Genomic DNA, 21,181 nt, shown 5'->3' with positions numbered 1-21,181 from the left:
GCGCGAGCGGGCACGGCTCTGACCCGCGCTTACGGCCCTACGAGCGTTTTCCGCCTGTGACAGACCGAAAATAGACCGCAGTTGACAATTTCTGGATATCTGGCTTTGACTTGCGCTCGTTGTCGCGGCAAGTGGCCGAGAAAGTATCGAGCCCATTCAGGCCAACCATGCATGTATCCAGTTCCAGTTGGATGACCGACGAAGGCAGAGGCTGCCATGCGCTTATCAGAAGGGCTGCACACCGGCACTGTCGCCGTCATTGGGGTCGCGTCCGCGGCACCGGTGCGGGCGGAGCGCGATCACGGTGTACTTGTCGAGCTGACCGGTGTGCCGCTGCCCGCGGGCCGGACGGACGAACTGGAGTCGGCGTGGACGGCCTGCGAGGACGCGGGCATCGGCGCGGACGACCGGGCAGGCGTCGGTGTCCATCTGGCCGCCGGCACCGAGGACGCGGACGACGCGGGCGAGCTGGCACGCGTGCTCGGCCTGCACGGCCCCTGCCGGACCGGACACGACCCTCTCGCCGAAGCCGTCGCCGCCGTGCGTTCCGGTGAGTGCGACCTGGCGCTGGTCGGGACGGACGGTGCTTTCGCCGTGCTCACGCGTGGGGACAGCGCACGGACCGAGACCTTCGCCTACCGGCTCGACACCGACCACGCATGGTCCGACGGCGTTCCCGCGCTGGTCGAGGCCGCGTTGCGCTCGGGCAGGACCGAGCCCGGCCGCGCCGCACCGGACGGACCCGCCGTCCCGATCACCTTGTCGGCGCACAACCAGGACGCGCTGCGGGCGCGGGCCGCTGACCTGCACTCGCTGATCGAGGCCGAGCCGACCCTGCCGCTCGTCGACCTCGCCTTCTCGCTCGCCACCACCCGCCCCGCTCTCGCCCGTCGCGCCGTGCTGGTCGGCGGGGACCGCACCCGGCTCGCCGAGGAACTGCTCGCCGTCAGCGAGGGGCGAATACCGGTGCCGGGGCTCGCGGCCGGAGGACCGGCGCGTGCCGCGGCAGACGACGTCGCCTTTGTGTTCCCCGGTCACGGGCCGCAGTGGCTGGGCATGGCCGACGAACTCCTCGCCACGTCGCCGGTGTTCGCCGAGCAACTGCATGCCTGTGCGGAAGCCCTCACGCCGTTCGTGGACTGGCCCGTCCTCGACGTGCTGCGCGGCAGGACGGACACGCCTTCCCTCGACCGCCCGGACGTGGCGCAGCCCGCACTCTGGGCGATGATGGTGTCCCTGTCCGCGCTGTGGCGCTCCTGGGGTGTGCGGCCCGGTGCCGTAATCGGCTCCAGCGTCGGCGAGATCCCGGCCGCGACGGTCGCGGGCGCACTGTCCGTCGAGGACGGCGCGCGGGCCGTGGCCCTGTTCAGCCAGGCGCAGGTGCACCTGCTCGAACGCGGCGTGATGCTGTCCGTACTGGCGTCCGCCGACGAGGTACGTGAGCGGCTCACCCGGTACGAGGGGCTCGACCTGGCCGCCGTGCACGCGCCCACGTCGGTCCTGGTCTCCGGCGACGAGGACGCGGCCACCCAACTCCTCGCCGACCTGGCCGCGGACGGCATCAGGGCCAGAGGCATCGCGATCCGTCTCGCGGCCCACGGCCGCCAGGTCGACTCCGTGCTCGACATGCTGCGCGCCGACCTCGCCCCCATCACGCCCCGCCCGACGGACGTACCGATCTACACGGCCACCACGGGCACGAGGGTCGACCCGCTCACGCTCACCGCGGACCACTGGTGCCGCAACCTGCGCGGCACCGCGGACTTCCAGAGCGCCACACGCGCCGTCCTGGCCGCCGGGCACCGACTGCTGCTCGAGCCGAGCCCCCACCCCGTGCTCACCCGGGCCGTGCAGGAGACCGCCGAGGACACGGGCGTGGAGGCCGCCGTCGTCGGCACGCTGCGCAGGGACCGAGGCGGCGCCGACCAGATGACTGCCGCGCTCGCCGAACTGCACGCGCAGGGCGTACTCCCCGACTGGAACGCGGTGTTCGCGGGCCGGGACGCACGCGCGGTGCCGCTGCCCGCCTACCCGCTGAACGCGGCGCCCGGGGCCGTCCCCGCCCCGTCCTTCGACGACCGGCTCGCGGACGCCCCCGACCGCACCGACTTCCTGCTCGACCTGGTCCGCGCGCAGGTGGCCGCCGTCGTCGGGAACGCCGGGCCCGCCCCCGACGCGGACGCGCCGCTCCTCGAACTGGGCGTCGACTCGGCGGGCGCGGTGCGACTGCGCAACCTGCTGAACGCGGCCACCGGCCTGAACCTGCCGGTGTCGGCGGTGTTCGACACCCCGACGTGCCGTGGCCTCGCCGAACGCATCGACCGGGTCCTGCTCGGCACACCGGCCGATGACGACCAACTGCCGGCCTTCGCGGTGGCCGGGGACGACGAACCGATCGCCGTCGTGGCGATGAGCTGCCGCCTGCCCGGCGGAGTGCGCAGCCCCGAGGACCTGTGGGAGCTGCTGACCACCGGCGGCGACGGCATCACCGCGTTCCCCACCGACCGGGGCTGGGACCTGGACGGGCGCTACGACGAGGACGCCGAGCGGGCCGGCGGGTACTACCAGCGCGAGGCCGGATTCCTGCACGACGTCGACAAGTTCGACCCGGAGTTCTTCGGGATATCGCCGCGCGAGGCACTGGCGATGGACCCGCAGCAGCGGCTTCTCCTCGAAATCGGCTGGGAGGCGATCGAGCGCGCGGGCATTGAGCCGACAGGGCTGAGGGGCAGTCAGGCCGGCGTGTTCGTGGGCGCGATGACGATGGACTACGGGCCGAGGCTGCACGAGGCCCCCGCCGACCTCGAGGGCTATCTGCTCACCGGCAACACCGCGAGCGTCGCGTCCGGCAGGCTCTCCTACTCGTTCGGGTTCAACGGACCCGCCGTCACCCTCGACACGGCGTGCTCCTCGTCGCTGGCCGCCCTGCACCTGGCCGTGCAGTCGCTGCGGCGCGGCGAGTGCCCCATCGCCCTCGCGGGCGGCGTCACGGTCATGCCGTCGCCGGGCATGTTCGTGGAGTTCAGCAGGCAGCGCGCGCTTGCCCCCGACGGGCGCTGCAAGGCGTTCTCGGCGAGTGCCGACGGGTTCGGCCTCGCCGAGGGCGCCACCATGGTGCTTCTGGAGCGTCTTTCCGACGCGCGCCGCAATGGACACCCCGTACTCGCGCTGATCAAGGGCACCGCGATCAACCAGGACGGTGCGTCCAACGGCCTCACCGCCCCCAGCGGCCCCGCACAGCGCAGGGTCATCCGGCAGGCGCTCGCCGACGCGGGTGTCACGGCCGCCGAGGTCGACGCCGTCGAGGCGCACGGCACCGGCACCCGCCTCGGCGACCCGATCGAGGCGGACGCCCTTCTCGCCACCTACGGCCGTGAGCGCCCCGCCGACCGGCCGCTGCTGCTCGGCTCGGTGAAGTCCAACATCGGTCACACGCAGGCGGCCTCAGGCGTCGCGGGCCTGATCAAGATGGTGCTCGCGCTGCGGCACGGCGTACTGCCCGAAAGCCTGCACATCACCGAGCCCACCCCGCACGTGGACTGGGCATCGGGCGCCGTGTCACTGGTCACCGAGACCACGCCGTGGCCCGAGGCCGGGCGCCCCCGTCGGGCCGCCGTTTCCTCGTTCGGCATCAGCGGCACCAACGCCCACGCCGTCCTTGAACAGGCGCCCGACGAGACCCCGATCGACCCGCTGCCGACTACCGGACCGGTTCCGCTGGTGTTCTCCGCGCGCACGGAAGCTGCCCTGCGCGCCCATGCCGCCCAACTCGCCACCGCAGCAGAGGCGTTTGCGCCTGCCGACGTGGCGGATGCCTTGCTGTCGCGGTCGGTGTTCGATCACCGGGCGGTGGTGGTCTCGGGCGGTTCCGACGCGTTGGCGGCGGTGGCGGCGGGCTCTGAGTCTGCTCGTGTGGCGGTCGGTGTGGCGCGGCCTGTGGGCAAGGTGGCGTTCGTCTTTCCGGGTCAGGGTTCGCAGTGGCTGGGGATGGGTGCGGAGTTGGCGGAGTCTTCGCCGGTGTTCCGCGCTTCTCTTGACGCGTGTGCTGGTGCGCTTGCGCCGTATGTGGACTGGTCGTTGCACGAGGTGCTGGCTGATGGCGCCGAGTTGGAGCGGGTGGACGTCGTGCAGCCCGCACTGTTCGCGGTGATGGTGTCGTTGGCCGCGTTGTGGCGTTCGTACGGTGTGGAGCCGGACGCGGTGGTGGGGCACAGCCAGGGCGAGATTGCCGCCGCGCATGTGGCGGGGGCGTTGTCGCTGGCGGATGCGGCCAAGGTGGTCGCGTTGCGGAGCAAGGCGATCCTGGCGCTGTCGGGTCAGGGCGGCATGGTGTCCCTTTCGGTGACGGCCGATGCCGCGCGTGAGCGGATCGCGCGGTGGGACGGACGGATCTCGCTCGCCGCGGTCAACGGCCCGGGTTCGGTGGTGGTGGCGGGTGACGCCGACGCCCTGGACGAGCTGATGGAGTCCTGCGCCGCCGAAGACGTGCGCGCCCGTCGTATCCCCGTCGACTACGCCTCCCACTCGCCGCACGTCGAGCGCATCCAGGAAGAACTGGCCGCCGTGCTGGCCGGGGTTGAGCCGAAGGCCGCGAGCGTGCCGATGCTCTCCACGGTCACGGGGGAGTGGCTGACCGGGACCGAGGTCGGCGCCGACTACTGGTACCAGAACCTGCGGAACACCGTGCGGTTCGAAGAGGCCACGCGCGGTCTGCTTGACCGGGGCATCGGCGCGTTCGTCGAGTGCAGCCCGCACCCCGTCCTCACCTTCGGAGTGCGCGAGACGCTGGACGCGACCGACGCCGACGCCGTCGTCGTGGGCACGCTGCGCCGGACCGACGGCGACCTCGACCGCTTCCTGCTCTCCGCCGCCGAGGCGTACGTGGAGGGCCTGCCGTTCGACTGGCGTGCCGTGGTGCCCGCCGGGCGGCCCGTCGACCTGCCCACCTACCCCTTCCAGCGCAGGCGGTTCTGGCTCGACGAGACCGCCCGCCCGGCCACGGCAGGCGATCCCGCCCTTGAGGAGTTCTGGTCCTCGGTGGAGCGTGGCGACCTCGCCACGACGCTGGACGTGCCCGCCGACGCGCCGCTCTCCGACGTGCTGGCAAGCCTGGGCGACTGGCGGCGCCGCAGGCAGGAGCGCTCCACCGTCGACGCGTGGCGCTATCGGGTCACTTGGCAGGCCCTCGGCACCGCCGCCACCCCGGCCCTGTCCGGCACCTGGCTCGTGATCGGCTCGCCGTCCGAGGCGGAGCACCCGTGGCGTGCGGCGGCGGTCGACGCCCTGCGCGCCCACGGAGCCGACGTCCTGGAGGTCGAAGGATCGGCGGATTCGCTGCGCGCCGTGGACGTCGTACCCAGCGGTGTGCTCTCCCTCCTGGCCTTCGACGAACGGCCCGACCCCGCGGCGCCGACCGTCCCGAGGGGACTGTCCGGCACGCTGGAGCTGGTACGGGCACTCGGTGACGCCGGGATCGGCGCACCGCTGTGGATGGCGACGACGGGCGCGGTGTCCGTCGGCCGGTCCGACCCGCTGACCCACCCGACGCAGAGCCAGGTGTGGGGTCTTGGCCTTGCCGTCGGCCTGGAACAGCCGGGCCGCTGGGGCGGCATCGTCGACCTCCCCGTGACCCCCGACGCCAGGACCGCGACGCGGCTCGCCGCCGCCCTGGCCGGACTCGCGGACGAGGACCAACTGGCCATCCGTGCCTCCGGGTTGTCGGCGCGACGGCTGACCCCGGCCCCCGCACCGGCGGCGGCACCCGCCTGGCGCGCCACGGGCACCGTACTGATCACCGGCGGTACCGGCGCCATCGGCGGCCACGTGGCCCGCTGGCTCGCGGGCAACGGCGCCGAGCACATCGTCCTGACGAGCCGCAGTGGCGCCGACGCGCCCGGCGCGCAGGCGCTGGAGGCGGAGCTGACCGGACTCGGCGTCCGGACCACCATCGCCGCCTGCGACGCCGCCGACCGTGCCGCGCTCGCCGACCTGTTCGCCCGGCTCGACGCCGAAGGCACCCCGATCCGCTCGGTCTTCCACGCGGCGGGCACCGTCCCGTCCCTGCCGCTGGCCGACACGGAGACCTCGGACCTCGCGTACGCCCTGGAGGCGAAGGCCGTCGGCGCGGCCCACCTCGACGAGCTGTGCGCAGGACGCGATCTCGACGCGTTCGTGCTGTTCTCCTCCGGCTCCGCAGTGTGGGGCAGCGGCGAACTGGGCGCGTACGGCGCCGCCAACGCCTTCCTCGACGGCCTCGCGCAGCGCCGCCACGCCGAAGGCCTGCCCGCCACCTCGGTCTCCTGGGGCATGTGGGCCGGCGGCGGCATGGTGACCGGCGACCTCGACGACCAGCTGCGCCGCAGGGGCATGCGTCCCATGCGGCCGGAACTCGCGGTCAGCGCGCTCGCCGCCGCCCTCACGGCAGGCGAGACGACCGTGACGGTCGCGGACGTCGACTGGGCCCGCTTCACCCCCGGCTTCACGGCGGCCCGTTCGCGCCCCCTGATCGGCGAGATACCCGACGTCGTCGCCCTCGCCGCGCAGGACGCGGTGGAACAGCCGGCCTCCGGCGGTGCGCTCGCCGACCGCCTGACCGGGCTCGCCGAGGCCGACCAGCACCGGCTCCTGCTCGACCTGGTCCGCGGCCACGCGGCGACGGTGCTCGGCCACGAAGGACCCGACACCGTCACGCCGGACCGGGCCTTCCGCGAGCTGGGCTTCGACTCCCTCACCGCCATCGAGCTCCGCAAGCGCCTCAACACCGTCACCGGCGTACGTCTGCCCGCGACCGTCGTCTTCGACCACCCGACGCCGGACGCGCTGGCCGACCACCTGTACTCCGTGGTCCTGGGCGAGCGGCAGAGCACCGCCCCGGTCCCGGCCGCCGCCCGCGCCGCCGACGATCCGATCGCGGTGGTGGCGATGAGCTGCCGCTTCCCCGGCGGCGTACGCGGCCCCGAGGACCTGTGGTCGCTCGTCCTGGGTGGACACGACGCCGTCGGGCCGTTCCCCGACGACCGGGGCTGGGACCCCGACCGGCTGTACCCGGCCGACGCGGAGGCGCAGGGCCGCAGCCGTACGTTCGAGGGCGCCTTCATGGACGACGCGGGCGGGTTCGACGCGGGCTTCTTCGGCATCGCCCCGCGCGAGGCCCTCGCGATGGACCCGCAGCAGCGGCAGGTGCTCGAACTGGCCTGGGAGGCCTTCGAACGGGCGGGCATCGACCCGTCCTCCGTACGCGACAGCCTCACCGGCGTGTTCGTCGGCGCCTCACCGCAGAGCTACGCGGGCACCCTGGAACAGGCCACGCCCGAGATGGACGGCTACCGGCTCACCGGCGACGCGCTGAGCGTCGTGTCCGGCCGCATCGCCTACTCGCTCGGCCTGCGCGGGCCCGCCGTCACCGTGGACACCGCGTGCTCGTCCTCGCTGGTCGCCCTGCACCTCGCGGTGCAGGCGCTGCGGTCGGGGGAGTGCTCGATGGCCCTGGCGGGCGGCACGGCGATCATGGTGACGCCGACGCCCTTCGCCGAGTTCAGCCTCCAGGGCGGCCTTGCCCCCGACGGGCGGTGCAAGCCCTTCGCCGATGCCGCCGACGGCGTCGGCTGGGGCGAGGGCGCGGGCCTGATCCTCCTCGAGCGGCTCTCCGACGCACGGGCCAACGGCCACGAAGTACTCGCCGTCGTCCGGGGTTCCGCCACCAACCAGGACGGCGCGTCGAACGGCCTTTCCGCACCGAACGGACCCGCACAGCAGCAGGTCATCCGCGCGGCGCTCGCGAACGCGGGCCTGTCCACCGCGGACGTGGACGCCGTCGAGGGCCACGGCACGGGCACCAAACTGGGCGACCCCATCGAGGCACAGGCGCTCCTCGCCACCTACGGCCAGGACCGTCCCGCCGACCGGCCGCTGCTCCTCGGCGCCCTGAAGTCCAACATCGGCCACACCCAGGCGGCTTCGGGCATCGCGGGCGTCATCAAGATGGTGCAGGCGATGCGGCACGGCGTACTGCCCCGCACCCTCCACCTCGACCGCCCCTCCGACCACGTGGACTGGACGACCGGCGCCGTGGAACTCCTCGCCGACCAGCGGCCGTGGCCCGAGGCCGGCCGGCCGAGGCGCGCCGCCGTCTCCGCGTTCGGCGTCAGCGGCACCAACGGCCACGTCATCCTCGAACAGGGCGAACCCGCCCCGGCGGCACCGACCCCGGACCTCGCCGGTGAGCCCGACGGACGCACCCTCGCGTGGGCCCTGTCCGCCCGCGACACCGCCGCGCTGCGCGAGCAGGCCGTCCGTCTGGCGGCCACCGTGGACGCACGGCCCGAGCTGTCGCCGGTGGACGTCGCCGCGACGCTCGCGACAGGGCGAGCCGCACTCGACCACCGCGCGGTCGTACTCGGCACGGGAACACCCGAACTGCGCGCCGGACTCGACGCGCTGGCCGAGGGCACCGACGCCCCGGGAGTGGTGCGCGGAGCCCCCGACGGCGGCAGGCTCGCCGTGCTGTTCTCCGGCCAGGGCTCCCAGCGCATCGGCATGGGCCGCGGCCTGTACGAGGCGCACCCCGCGTTCGCCGACGCGCTCGACGAGGCGTTCGCCCACCTCGACCCGCTCCTCGACGTGCCGCTGCGCGACGTGGTCTTCGGCGACGACCAGGCCCTGCTCGACCGCACCGAGTACGCCCAGCCCGCGCTGTTCGCCGTCGAGGTCGCGCTGTACCGGCTGTGGGAGTCCTGGGGCCTCAAGCCCGACGCGCTCGCAGGACACTCGATCGGCGAACTGGCCGCCGCGCACGTGGCGGGTGTCTTCTCGCTGGCCGACGCCTGCACGATCGTCGCCGCCCGCGGCGCGCTCATGCAGGAGCTGCCCGCCGGAGGCGTCATGGTCGCCGTGCAGGCCACCGAGGCCGAGATCGCACCGGAGTGCTCCGAGCACGTCGGCATCGCCGCCATCAACGGCCCGGACTCACTGGTCCTTTCCGGCAGCGAACCCGAGGTGCGCGAGCTCGCCGACCGCCTCAAGGCGCAGGGGCGCAAGGTCACCGGACTGCGGGTCAGCCACGCGTTCCACTCCCCGCTGATGGAGCCGATGCTCGAGGAGTTCCGCCGCGTCGTGGCGGGCGCGACCGCCAACCCGCCCACCCTGCCGATCGTCTCCACCCTCACCGGCGCGCCGGTCGACGCCGAGGAACTCGCCGCACCGGACCACTGGGTCCAGCACGTGCGCCGGCCCGTACGGTTCGCCGACGGCGTCACCACCCTCGTCGCGCAGGGCGTGACGACGATGGTGGAGGCCGGACCCGGCAGCGTGCTCACCGCGATGGGCCAGGACAGCGCACCCTCCGCCGTGTTCGTGCCCACGCTGCTCTCCGACAGGCCCGAACCGGACACACTGGCCCTCGCCGCCGCGCAGCTCCACGTCCGGGGCGCACGCCTCGACCTGGCCGCCGTGCTCGGCGGCCCGGGCACCCGCGTCGACCTGCCCACCTACGCCTTCCAGCACGACCGTTACTGGCTGACCGCCGCCGTCGCCCCCGCGGGCGACGGGGCGACTGCGGCACTCGGAGTCGCCACCGGCGACCACCCGCTGCTGCGCGCCGCGGTCGCGCTGCCCGACTCCGACGGCGTCGTGTTCACCGGCAGGCTGTCCACGCGGACCCAGCCGTGGCTCGCCGACCACGGTGTCGGCGACCAGGTGCTGTTCCCCGGCACGGGCTTCCTCGACCTCGCCCTGCACGCCGCGGGCCACTGCGGTCTCGACACCGTGGAGGAACTGACCCTGCACGCCCCGCTGGTCCTGCCCGAGCGCGGCGCCCGCGTCCTGCGGGTCACGGTCGGCGCGGAGACCGACGACAGGCGCAGCGTCCGGGTGCACTCGCGGGCCGAGGACGCCGACCGGGACGCGCCGTGGACCGAACACGCCACCGGCACGCTCACCACGAGCGATGCCCCGGCGACCGAACTCGCCGTGTGGCCGCCGCAGGGCGCGACACCGATGGACGCCGACGACGTCTACGACCGCCTCACCGAACTCGGCTACGGCTACGGCCCGGTGTTCCGTGCGCTGCGCGCGGCCTGGCGCCTCGGCTCCGACGTGTACGTAGAGGTGTCCCTGCCCGACGGGACCGGCGGCGAAGGCTTCAGCGTGCACCCCGCCCTGCTCGACGCCGCCCTGCACGCGCCGGTGCTGCGCGCCCTGGAGGAGACCGGCGGCGGCCCCCGGCTGCCGTTCGCCTTCACCGGGGTGCGGCTGCACGCCGTCGGCGCCTCGACGCTGCGGGTGCGCTGGTCGTCCAAGGGGCAGGACGGGCAGAGCGAGATGTCGCTGGCCGTCGCGGACCCGTCCGGCAGGCCCGTCGCGACCGTCGATTCGCTCGTGATGCGACCGGTGGAGCTCCACAAGGCCGCATCCCGTACCGCCGACGCCCTGTTCGAGCTGGAGTGGACGCCTGCCGACGGAGCGACAGGGGAGAGGTCGGTCAGGCTCGCCGTGCTCGACGCGCACTCTGCCGGCCCGGACGGCCTCACCGCGGGAGACCTCGGCATCGACGTGCCGACCGTGCCCGACTTCGGCGCCCTCGACGTCGTGACCGACCTGCTCGCGCTCTGCCCCCGACCGTCCGGCCTGAACGGGCCGGACGGGACGGCGGCGCGGGAAGCGGTGTCCTGGGCGCTGGAGCTGGCCCAGGACTGGATCGCCGACGAGCGGACGGCGGACACCCGCCTGGTGTTCGTGACCCGCGGCGCGGTCGACAACGAAACGCCCGACCCGGCGCAGGCCGCCGTGTGGGGACTCGTGCGGTCGGCGCAGACCGAGAACCCCGGCCGGTTCGCGCTGATCGACCTCGACGACGCGGAGGAGTCCGCCCTCGCACTGCCGGCCGCGCTGGCCACCGGTGAGCCCCAGTCGGCTGTCCGGGCCGGCCTGGTGAGCGTGCCCCGGCTCGCCCGTGTCACCGCGGGCAACCTGCTCGCCCCGCCCACCGAAGGACCGTGGCGCCTCGACGTCACGGCGCGCGGCTCCCTGGACGGCCTCGCCCTGGTGCCGCACCCCGAAGCAACCGCACCCCTCGCGCCCGGCGACGTACGCATCGCCGTCCGCGCGGCGGGCCTGGACTTCCGGGACGTGCTTGCCGCCATCGGCGCACACCACGGTGAGAGCCGGCCGGGCAGCGAGATCGCGGGCGTGGTGACCGAGGTCGGCGCGGCGGTGACCGAACTGGCCGTGGGCCAGCGCGTGCTAGCCATGGCCACCAAGGGCTTCGGATCGCTCGCGGTCACCGACCGCAGGCTGGTCGCACCGGTGCCCGCCGGATGGTCCTTCGCACAGGCGGCATCCGTAGCGCCGGCGTTCCTCACGGCCTACCACGCCCTGCACGACCTGGCGGATCTGCGCCGGGGCGAGTCCGTCCTCGTGCACGACGCGGCGAGCGATGTCGGCATGGCGGCCGTGCAGCTCGCGCGGCACCGGGGCGCGGAGGTCTTCGCGACCGCGAGTCCCGCCGAGTGGGACGCAGTACGGGCGGCGGGCGTGCCCGAGGCACACCTGGCGTCCTGCCTCGACACCGGCTTCGCGGCGCACTTCGCCGCCGAGACCGGCGGACGCGGCGTGGAAGTGGTCCTGAACTCGCCGGTACGGGAGTTGGTGGACACCTCGCGGCAGCAGCCGGAGCCCACGGACGGCTCCCCGCGACTGCCGGAGTTCACCGACGACTCCCCGGAAATGCGGGAGTTCGTGCAGGCCTCCCTGGAACTCCTCTCCGACGGCGGGCGGTTCATCGAGCTGGGCAAGGGCGACGTACCCGAACCCGATGACCTGCCGCCCGGCGTCAAGTACGCCACCTTCGACCAGACACAGCCGGACCCCGACCGCTTCCAGGACATGCTGGCCGAAGTGCTCGCGCTGTTCGCCGCAGGCGTGCTGAGCCCCCTGCCCGTACGAGCCCAGGACGTCCGCCGCGCACCCGAGGCGCTGCGACACCACAGCGAGAGTCGGCACATCGGCAAGGTCGTCCTGACCGTGCCCGCCCCGCTCGACCCGGACCGCCCGGTCCTGGTCACCGGCGGCCTCGGCACGCTCGGCGCACTGGTGGCCCGCCACCTGGTCACCGACCGGGGCGCCCGCAACCTCGTCCTCGCAGGACGCAAGGGCCTTGCGACCGACGGCGCACAGGAACTGCGCGACGAACTGACGGCACTGGGCGCCCAGGTGTCCGTGGCGGCGTGCGACGTGGCCGACCGCGACGCCGTAGCCGCGCTCATCGCCTCCCTCGACCGGCCGCTCGGCGCGGTCGTGCACGCCGCCGGAGTCGTCGACGACGGCGTCATCGAGTCGCTGACGCCCGAGCGGGTCGACCGTGTCTTCGGGCCGAAGGTCGACGGCCTGCTGCACCTGGACGAACTCACCCGGGACGCCGACCTGTCCGCGTTCGTCGTGTTCTCCTCCGCGGCCGGGATCATCGGCAGCGCCGGCCAGGCGAGCTACGCGGCCGCCAACGCGGCGCTCGACGCACTCGTGCGCCGCCGCCACGCCCTCGGCCTGCCCGGCGTCTCGCTGGCGTGGGGCATGTGGGCGGCCGCGAGCGGCATGACGGCGGGTCTTGACGCCGACGACCGGGCCCGGCTCGGCCGCTCCGGCATCCTCGAACTGCCCACCGAGGACGCCCTCGCGCTGTTCGACACCGCGGCACAGGACGACCGCGCCGCACTCGTGCCGGTCCTTCTCGACACCGCGACACTGCGCGGACAGGCGGCGGACGGCACGCTGCCCCCGATGCTGCGGGCCCTGGTCCGCGCCCCCGCCCGCCGCGTCACGGCGGAGACGACCACCACGGGCGCGACGTTCACCGACACCATCGCGGGCCAGTCCGCCGCGGACCGCGAGCAGACGGTCCTCGACCTGGTCTGCGCGCAGGTCGCCGCAGTGCTGGGCCACGCGGCGGGCACCCAGGTCGATCCCGGCCGCGGGCTGCAGGACCTCGGGTTCGACTCACTGACCTCAGTGGAGCTGCGCAACCGGCTCACCGCGGCCACCGGGCTCCGACTGCCGTCGACGCTCGTGTTCGACCACCCTTCGGCCGCCGCGATCACCCGGCACGTACTCACGCTGCTCCCGCGCACCGAGGCCGAGCCGGAGACCGGCGTACTGGACCAACTCGACCAACTGGAAAGCGCGCTGCTCTCCCTCACCGACGACGGCACCGCCACCAAGGCGGACCTGCGGCTGCGGGCCCTGCTCGCCAAGTGGAGCGACGCACGGGCCGACGACGTCGACGAGGACGTCGAGTCCGACCTCACATCGGCCACCGACGACGAACTCTTCGGCTACCTCGACGACGAACTCGAGACCTCGTGACCGAGTCGGACCGCAACGATCTCCCCCGCACCGCTGTAAGGAGCACACGCCAGATGCAGAACGAGGACAAGCTCCGCGATTACCTCAAGCGGGCCACCACCGATCTGCGCACCGCACGCCGACGCCTGCGCGAGGTCGAGGAGCGGGAGAACGAGCCCATCGCGATCATCGGGATGAGCTGCCGCTACCCAGGTGGTGTCGAGTCCCCGGAAGACCTCTGGCAGTTGGTGGCCGAGGGCCGCGACGCCGTGGTCGAGTTCCCCGCCGACCGCGGCTGGGACGTCGAGTCCCTCTACGACCCCGACCCGGAGCACGCGGGCACCTCGATCACCCGCCACGGCGGCTTCCTGCAGGGTGCCGCGGGCTTCGATCCGGCGTTCTTCGGGGTCAGCCCGCGCGAGGCCGCCGCGATGGACCCCCAGCAGCGGCTGCTCCTCGAGACGTCGTGGGAGGCCTTCGAGCGCGCAGGCATCGACCCGGCGCAGGCCAGGGACAGCAGGACCGGCGTGTTCGCGGGCGTCATGTACAACGACTACGCGACCCGTCTTCCGCAGGCGCCCGAAGGGTTCGAGGGCTTCCTCGCCAACGGCAGCGCGGGCAGCATCGCGTCCGGCCGGATCGCCTACACCCTCGGCCTCGTGGGGCCCGCCGTGACGGTGGACACGGCATGCTCGTCGTCGCTGGTGGCACTGCATCTCGCGATGGTGGCGCTGCGCCGCGACGAGTGCTCCCTCGCGCTCGCGGGCGGTGCCACCTTCATGTCCACACCGCGTACGTTCGTCGAGTACAGCAGGCAGCGCGCCCTGTCCGTGGACGGCCGCTGCAAGGCGTTCTCCGACAGCGCCGACGGCACCGGCTGGGGCGAGGGCGTCGGCATGCTCCTGGTGGAGCGCCTCTCCGACGCCCAGCGCAACGGACACCCCGTCCTCGCGGTCGTCCGTGGCTCGGCAGTGAACCAGGACGGCGCATCCCACGGCCTCACCGCTCCGAACGGCCCGTCCCAGCAGACCGTGATCAACCAGGCCCTTGCCAGCGCGCGGCTCACCCCTGCGCAGGTGGACGCGGTCGAGGCCCACGGCACCGGCACCACGCTCGGCGACCCGATCGAGGCCCAGGCCCTCATCGCGACCTACGGCGCGGAGCGGGAAGCCGACCGGCCGCTGCTCCTTGGATCGCTCAAGTCGAACATCGGCCACTCCCAGGCGGCGGCCGGAGCCGGCGGCATCATCAAGATGGTCATGGCGATGCGGCACGGCGTGCTGCCCAAGACCCTGCACGTCGACGAGCCGAGCAGCCACGTCGACTGGTCGGCTGGCACCGTGGAACTCCTGACCGAGGGCCAGGCGTGGCCGGAGTCCGGCGAACCGCGCCGCGCAGGTGTGTCCTCGTTCGGCGTGAGCGGCACGAACGCCCACGTCATCCTGGAGGAGGCGCCCACCCCCGAACCGGCACCCACGGCGGACGCCGAAGCTCCGGAGCCCACAGCGGCCGCCGAGCTTCCGGCCCCCACCGTCACGCCGTGGGTGCTGTCCGCCCGTACCCCCGACGCACTGCGCGCGCAGGCCGGCCGTCTCCGGTCCGCCGTGGAGGCCTCGGCCGACTTCGACCCGGCGGGCATCGGCTTCTCGCTGGCCACGACACGGTCCCTGTTCGAGCACCGCGCCGTACTCATCGCCGAGGACCGGACCACCACCACCGACCGGCTCGCCGCGCTCGCCGAGGGGCGTGGCGGTGCGGGTGTCGTGGTGGGTGAAGCGGTGTCGCACCGGTTGGGTCTCTTGTTCTCGGGTCAGGGGTCGCAGCGGCTCGGTATGGGTCGCGAACTGGCTTCCCGTTTCCCGGTGTTCGCCGAGGCCCTGGATGCTGTGCTTGCGGAGTTTGGGCCTGAGGTCCGTGAGGTGTTGTTCGGTGAGGATGCCGATGCGCTGAATGAGACGGGGGTGACGCAGCCTGCGCTTTTCGCGGTCGAGGTGGCGTTGTTCCGGCTGCTTGAGTCGTGGGGTGTGCGGCCTGACGTGTTGGCGGGGCATTCGATCGGTGAGCTGGCTGCGGCCCATGTGGCCGGTGTGTGGTCGCTGTCCGACGCGGTCAAGGTGGTGTCGGCGCGGAGCGCGCTGATGCAGGCGCTGCCCGGGGGCGGTTCGATGGTGGCGATCCAGGCCACCGAGGCCGAGGTCGCGTCGGACCTGTCGGAGACCGTCGGGATTGCCGCGGTCAACGGGCCGTCTTCGGTGGTGATTTCAGGTGTGGCCGCTGATGTGGAGGCGGTGGCTGAGCGTTGGCGTGAGGCGGGGCGCAAGGTGTCCCGGCTGCGGGTGAGTCATGCGTTCCACTCGCCGTTGATGGATCCGATGCTCGACGACTTCCGCCGGGTGCTGGAAGCAGTGTCGTACGAGGCGCCCGAGATCCCCATCGTGTCCACGCTGACCGGCGCCCGCGCAACGGCGGAGGAGTTGGGCTCGGCGGAGTACTGGGTGCGGCACGTACGTGAGTCCGTGCGGTTCCACGGCGCGGTCCTGGGGCTGCGTGAGCAAGGCGTCGACGTCTTCCTGGAGGTCGGTCCCGGCGGCGTACTTTCCGGTCTCGGGCAGCTCAGCGCCCCGGAGGCCGCTTTCGTACCCGCCCTGCGTGGTGACCGCTCCGAACTCGTCGCACTGACCACCGCCATCGGCCAACTGCACGTACGCGGTGTCCCGGTGGACCTGACCGCCCTCTTCGACGGCAGCGGCGCCACCCGGGTCGACCTGCCGACGTACGCGTTCCAGCGCGAGCGCTTCTGGCTGGACGCGCCGGCCGCAGAGGAGAACTCCGAGCGGATATCGCCGGTGGAGGCGCGGTTCTGGGAGGTCGTGGAGGAGGGTGATCCCGCGGATCTCGCCCGCACGCTGGGCGTGTCGTCCGACGACCCGTTGAGCGCGGTGCTGCCCCGCCTGTCGGCGTGGCGTCGGAAGCAGCGGGAGCGGTCCACTGCCGATGGCTGGCGGTATCGGGTCGAGTGGCGGCCGGTTGCCGCAGGGAGTCGGCGACTGGAAGGTGCCTGGCTGGTTGTCGCACCGACCGGTGATGAGCGCGCCGAGTGGGTGCGTGAGTCGCTGACGCGGAACGGTGCGGACGATGTGTACGTCCTGCACGTGGACGCGGCGGAGGCCGTCGACCGGGCGGAGCAGTTGGCCGGGCTGCCGTCTCTGGGCGGAGTCGTTTCGCTGTTGGGGCTCGCTGACGCGGGCGCATCGTCCGTGCCTGCGGGTGTCGCGGCCACGATCGGGCTCTTACGGGCGCTCGGTGACGCGGACGTGTCCGCGCCGCTGTGGTGCCTGACGTCGGGCGCGGTCTCGGTGGGCGAGAGCGAGAGCGTTGCCGGGTTCGAGCAGTCGATGCTGTGGGGCCTTGGCCGGGCGGCCGCGCTGGAACACCCCAGCCGCTGGGGCGGATTGGTCGACCTGCCCGAGACGCAGGACGAGACGCAGGACGAGACTCAGGACGAGAAGACCGGAGACCTCCTCGCCTCGGCCCTCGCCGAACCGACGGGACCCGCCGAGAGGACCGGCGAAGACCAGATCGCCCTGCGCGGCAACGAGATCTTCGGCCGCAGACTGGTCCCCGCCCCGCTGGGCCGCGACACCCCCGGCGAGAACTGGTCGCCGCGTGGCACGGTCCTGGTCACCGGCGGCACCGGCGCCCTGGGCGGCCACGTGGCGCGCTGGCTGGCGACGCACGGAGCCGAGCACATCGTGCTGGCCGCCCGTCGCGGCCGGGCCGCCCGAGGAGCGGAGGACCTTGAGGCCGAGCTCGTCGAGCTGGGCGCGCGCGTCACGTTCGCCACCTGTGACGTGGCCGACCGGGACGCCGTCGCGGCGCTGCTCGAGAGCGTCCCGGCGCTCACCGCCGTCGTGCACACGGCAGGCGTCGAGCGCTCGGCCGCTCTCGCCGACCTCGACCCGGACGACCTCACCGGATTCGCCGAGGTCCTGGCGGCGAAGGTCGACGGCGCGCGCAATCTGCACGAGCTCCTTGCCGACACGCAGTTGGACGCGTTCGTGCTGTTCTCGTCCATCGCCGGAGTGTGGGGCAGCGGCGGCCAGGCAGCCTATGGGGCGGCCAACGCCTATCTGGACGCCCTCGCCGACCACCGCAGGGCCGCGGGTCTGCCCGTCACGGCCGTCGCATGGGGCCCGTGGGGCGGCGGCGGCATGGTTGAGGACTCCGGGCAGGCCGCCCACCTCCAGCGCCTCGGCCTGATCACGATGGACCCCGAGGCGGCGCTCGCCGGTCTCGGCTCGGCCATCGAACACGGCGACGACAAGGTCACCGTCGCCGACGTCGACTGGACCCGGTTCGCGGGCACCTTCATGGCGCAGCGCCCGAGCGCCCTGCTCGGTGAACTGCCCGAGGTGCGCGCCGCGTTCGACTCCGCATCCGCCGAGCAGGGCGGCACGTCGGCTCTCGCGCAGCGGCTCGCGGGCCTGGATGAGGCCGAGCAGGAGCGGCAGCTCACCGAGCTGGTCCGGACCGAGGCGGCCGCGGTGCTTGGCCATGCGTCCGCTGACGCGTTCTCCGCTACGCGTGCCTTCAGGGAGCTCGGCTTCGACTCGCTGACGGCCGTGGAGCTGCGCGCCCGGCTCAGCGAGGCCACCGGCATCGCCCTGCCCGCAGCCGTGGTGTTCGACTATCCGACAGCCGCTGCCCTGGCCGCCTGTCTGCGCGTGGAACTGTCCGGGGCCGCGCCCACCGCCTCCGCCCCCAGCGCTGTGTCCGGTGTGACCGACGAGCCGATCGCGATCGTGTCGATGGCGTGCCGGTTCCCGGGTGGTGTGGCGAGCCCGGAGGACCTGTGGCAGGTCCTGCTGTCGGGCGGCGACGCGGTGACGGAGTTCCCCACCGACCGCGGCTGGGACGTCGAGGCGCTGTACAACCCCGACCCGGACGCGGCGAGCGTCGGCACGTCGTACTCCCGCATGGGCGCATTCCTCGACCACGTGGCGGACTTCGACCCGACGCTCTTCGGTATCTCGCCGCGCGAGGCGCTCGCGATGGACCCGCAGCAGCGACTGCTCCTCGAAACCTCCTGGGAGGCGTTCGAGCGGGCGGGCATCGACCCCAACTCACTGCGCGGCAGCAGCTCGGGCGTGTTCGTCGGCACGAACGGCCAGGACTACACGACGCTGATGATGGCCGCGCCGGACAGCGTCGACGGCTACTTCGGCACCGGCAGCGCGGCGAGTGTCATCTCCGGCCGCCTGTCGTACACGTTCGGCCTCGAAGGACCCGCGGTGACGGTGGACACAGCGTGCTCGTCGTCCCTGGTCGCCCTGCACCTGGCGGTACAGGCCCTGCAGAAGGGTGAGTGCGAGCTGGCGCTCGCGGGTGGCGTGACGGTGATGTCCACGCCCGCCGCGTTCGTGGAGTTCAGCCGCCAGCGCGGGCTTTCCGTCGACGGCCGGTGCAAGGCCTTCGGGGCGGACGCGGACGGCACCGGCTGGGGCGAAGGCGTCGGCATGCTGCTTGTCGAGCGCCTTTCGGACGCCCGGCGCAACGGGCACCAAGTTCTCGCGGTCGTACGGGGATCCGCCGTCAACCAGGACGGCGCGTCCAACGGCCTGACCGCCCCGAACGGCCCCTCGCAGCAGCGGGTCATCCGGGCGGCGCTGGAGGCAACGGGCCTCGTGCCGTCCGATGTCGACGCGGTCGAGGCGCACGGCACCGGCACCAAGCTGGGCGACCCGATCGAGGCGCAGGCGCTCCTCGCCACCTACGGCCAGGACCGCCCCGCCGACCGGCCGCTGTGGCTCGGCTCGATCAAGTCGAACATCGGTCACACGCAGGCGGCTGCCGGTGTGGCGGGCGTGATCAAGATGGTCATGTCGATGCGGCACGGCGTGCTGCCGAAGACGCTGCACGCGGACGAACCGTCACCGCACGTGGACTGGTCCATGGGCGCGGTGGAGTTGCTGACGGAGTCCCGGCCGTGGCCGGAGACCGGGCAGCCGTGGCGGGCCGGTGTGTCGTCGTTCGGCTTCAGCGGCACGAACGCCCACGCCATCATCGAGCAGGCCCCGCAGACCCCTGAGATCGAGCAGGAAGATCTCCCGGAACCGCTGCCGGCCGGCACGGCCGTCCCGTGGACGCTGTCGGCCAACACCCCCGAGGCGCTGCGGGAGCAGGCCGCACGGCTCAAGTCCTTCGTGGACGAATCGCCGGACCTGGCCGTGGCGGACGTGGCTCGCGCGCTGGCGTTCTCGCGGGCCGTCCTTGACCACCGCGCGGTGGTGGTCGCCGCGGAGCCCGCAGAGTTCCAGTCGGCTCTGAGTGCGCTTGCCGAGGGGCGTGGCGGAGCGGGTGTCGTGGCGGGTGAGGCGGTGCCGCAGCGACTTGGCTTCTTGTTCTCGGGTCAGGGGTCGCAGCGGCTGGGGATAGGCCGTGAACTGGCTGCTCGTTTCCCGGTGTTCGCCGATGCTCTGGATGCTGTGCTTGCGGAGTTTGGGCCTGAGGTCCGTGAGGTGTTGTTCGGTGAGGATGCCGATGCGCTGAATGAGACGGGTGTGACGCAGCCTGTGTTGTTCGCGGTGGAGGTGGCGCTGTTCCGGCTCCTGCAGTCGTTGGGTGTGCGTCCCGATGTCCTGGCGGGGCATTCGATCGGTGAGCTGGCTGCGGCCCATGTGGCTGGTGTGTGGTCGCTGTCTGACGCGGTCAAGGTGGTGTCGGCGCGAGGTGCGCTGATGCAGGCGTTGCCGTCTGGTGGCGCGATGGTGGCGATCCAGGCCGCTGAGGCCGAGGTCGCATCGGACCTGTCGGAGACCGTCGGTATCGCTGCGGTCAACGGGCCGAACTCAGTGGTCGTTTCCGGAGTCGCCGCTGACGTTGAAGCAGTCGCGGAGCGTTGGCGTGAGGCGGGCCGGAAGGTGTCTCGCCTGAAGGTCAGTCACGCGTTCCACTCGCCGCTGATGGACCCGATGCTCGACGACTTCCGCCGAGTCCTTGAAGCAGTGTCGTACGAGGCGCCCGAGATCCCCATCGTGTCCACGCTGACGGGCTGCCCGGCAACCGCCGAGGAGTTGGCGTCCCCGGAGTACTGGGTGCGCCACGTGCGCGAGTCCGTGCGCTTTGCCGACGCAGTGAGCGCGTTGCGGAACGAGGGTGTGACCACGTTCGTCGAGGTCGGACCCGGCGGAACGCTGTCCGCGCTGGGCCAGGAGTCCGCGCCGGAAGCGGCCTTCGTACCGACGCTGCGCGGCGACCGCCCGGAGGCGGTGGCCGCCACCACGGCTGTCGGGCAGTTGCACGTACGCGGTGTCGAGGTGGACTGGGAGGCGTTCCTCGCCGGTCGTGGCGCGCGGCGGGTGGACCTGCCGACGTACGCGTTCCAGCGTGAGCGCTTCTGGCTGGACGTGCCGGCCGCAGAGGAGAACTCCGAGCGGGTATCGCCGGTGGAGGCGCGGTTCTGGGAGGTCGTGGAGGAGGGTGATCCCGCGGATCTCGCCCGCACGCTGGGCGTGTCGTCCGACGACCCGTTGAGCGCGGTGCTGCCCCGCCTGTCGGCGTGGCGGCGGAAGCAGCGGGAGCGGTCCACTGCCGATGGCTGGCGGTATCGGGTCGAGTGGCGGCCGGTTGCCGCAGGGAGCCGGCGACTGGAAGGTGCCTGGCTGGTCGTCGCGTCGGCCGGTGAGGAGCGCGCCGAGTGGGTCGGCGACGCGCTGACCCGCAACGGTGCGGACGACGTGCACGTCCTGCACGTGGACCCGGAAGTGGCCGACTGGGCGGAGCAGTTGGCTGGTCTGTCGGCTCTGAGCGGCGTGGTGTCGCTGCTTGGGCTCGCTGATGCGGGCGATTC

At 73.0% G+C, this 21,181-nt stretch carries 2 protein-coding genes; both read left to right on the top strand.

Translation table 11 applies throughout. The features are described from left to right. Nucleotides 1-216: 216 nt before the first annotated feature. Nucleotides 217-13,353 (top strand): type I polyketide synthase, encoded by a 13,137-nt coding sequence (locus tag AB0G47_RS36905; protein ID WP_360779188.1) that lies wholly within the window; start codon nucleotides 217-219, stop codon nucleotides 13,351-13,353. Nucleotides 13,354-13,406: 53 nt separating this feature from the next. Continuing rightward, nucleotides 13,407-21,181, top strand: a 7,775-nt coding sequence (locus tag AB0G47_RS36900; RefSeq protein WP_360779186.1) for a type I polyketide synthase, incomplete at its 3' end; no start/stop codon positions are given.

Source organism: Streptomyces sp. NPDC021622, assembly GCF_040640795.1.
GTDB lineage: Bacteria > Actinomycetota > Actinomycetes > Streptomycetales > Streptomycetaceae > Streptomyces.
This window is presented reverse-complemented; position numbering and strand designations above follow the sequence as displayed.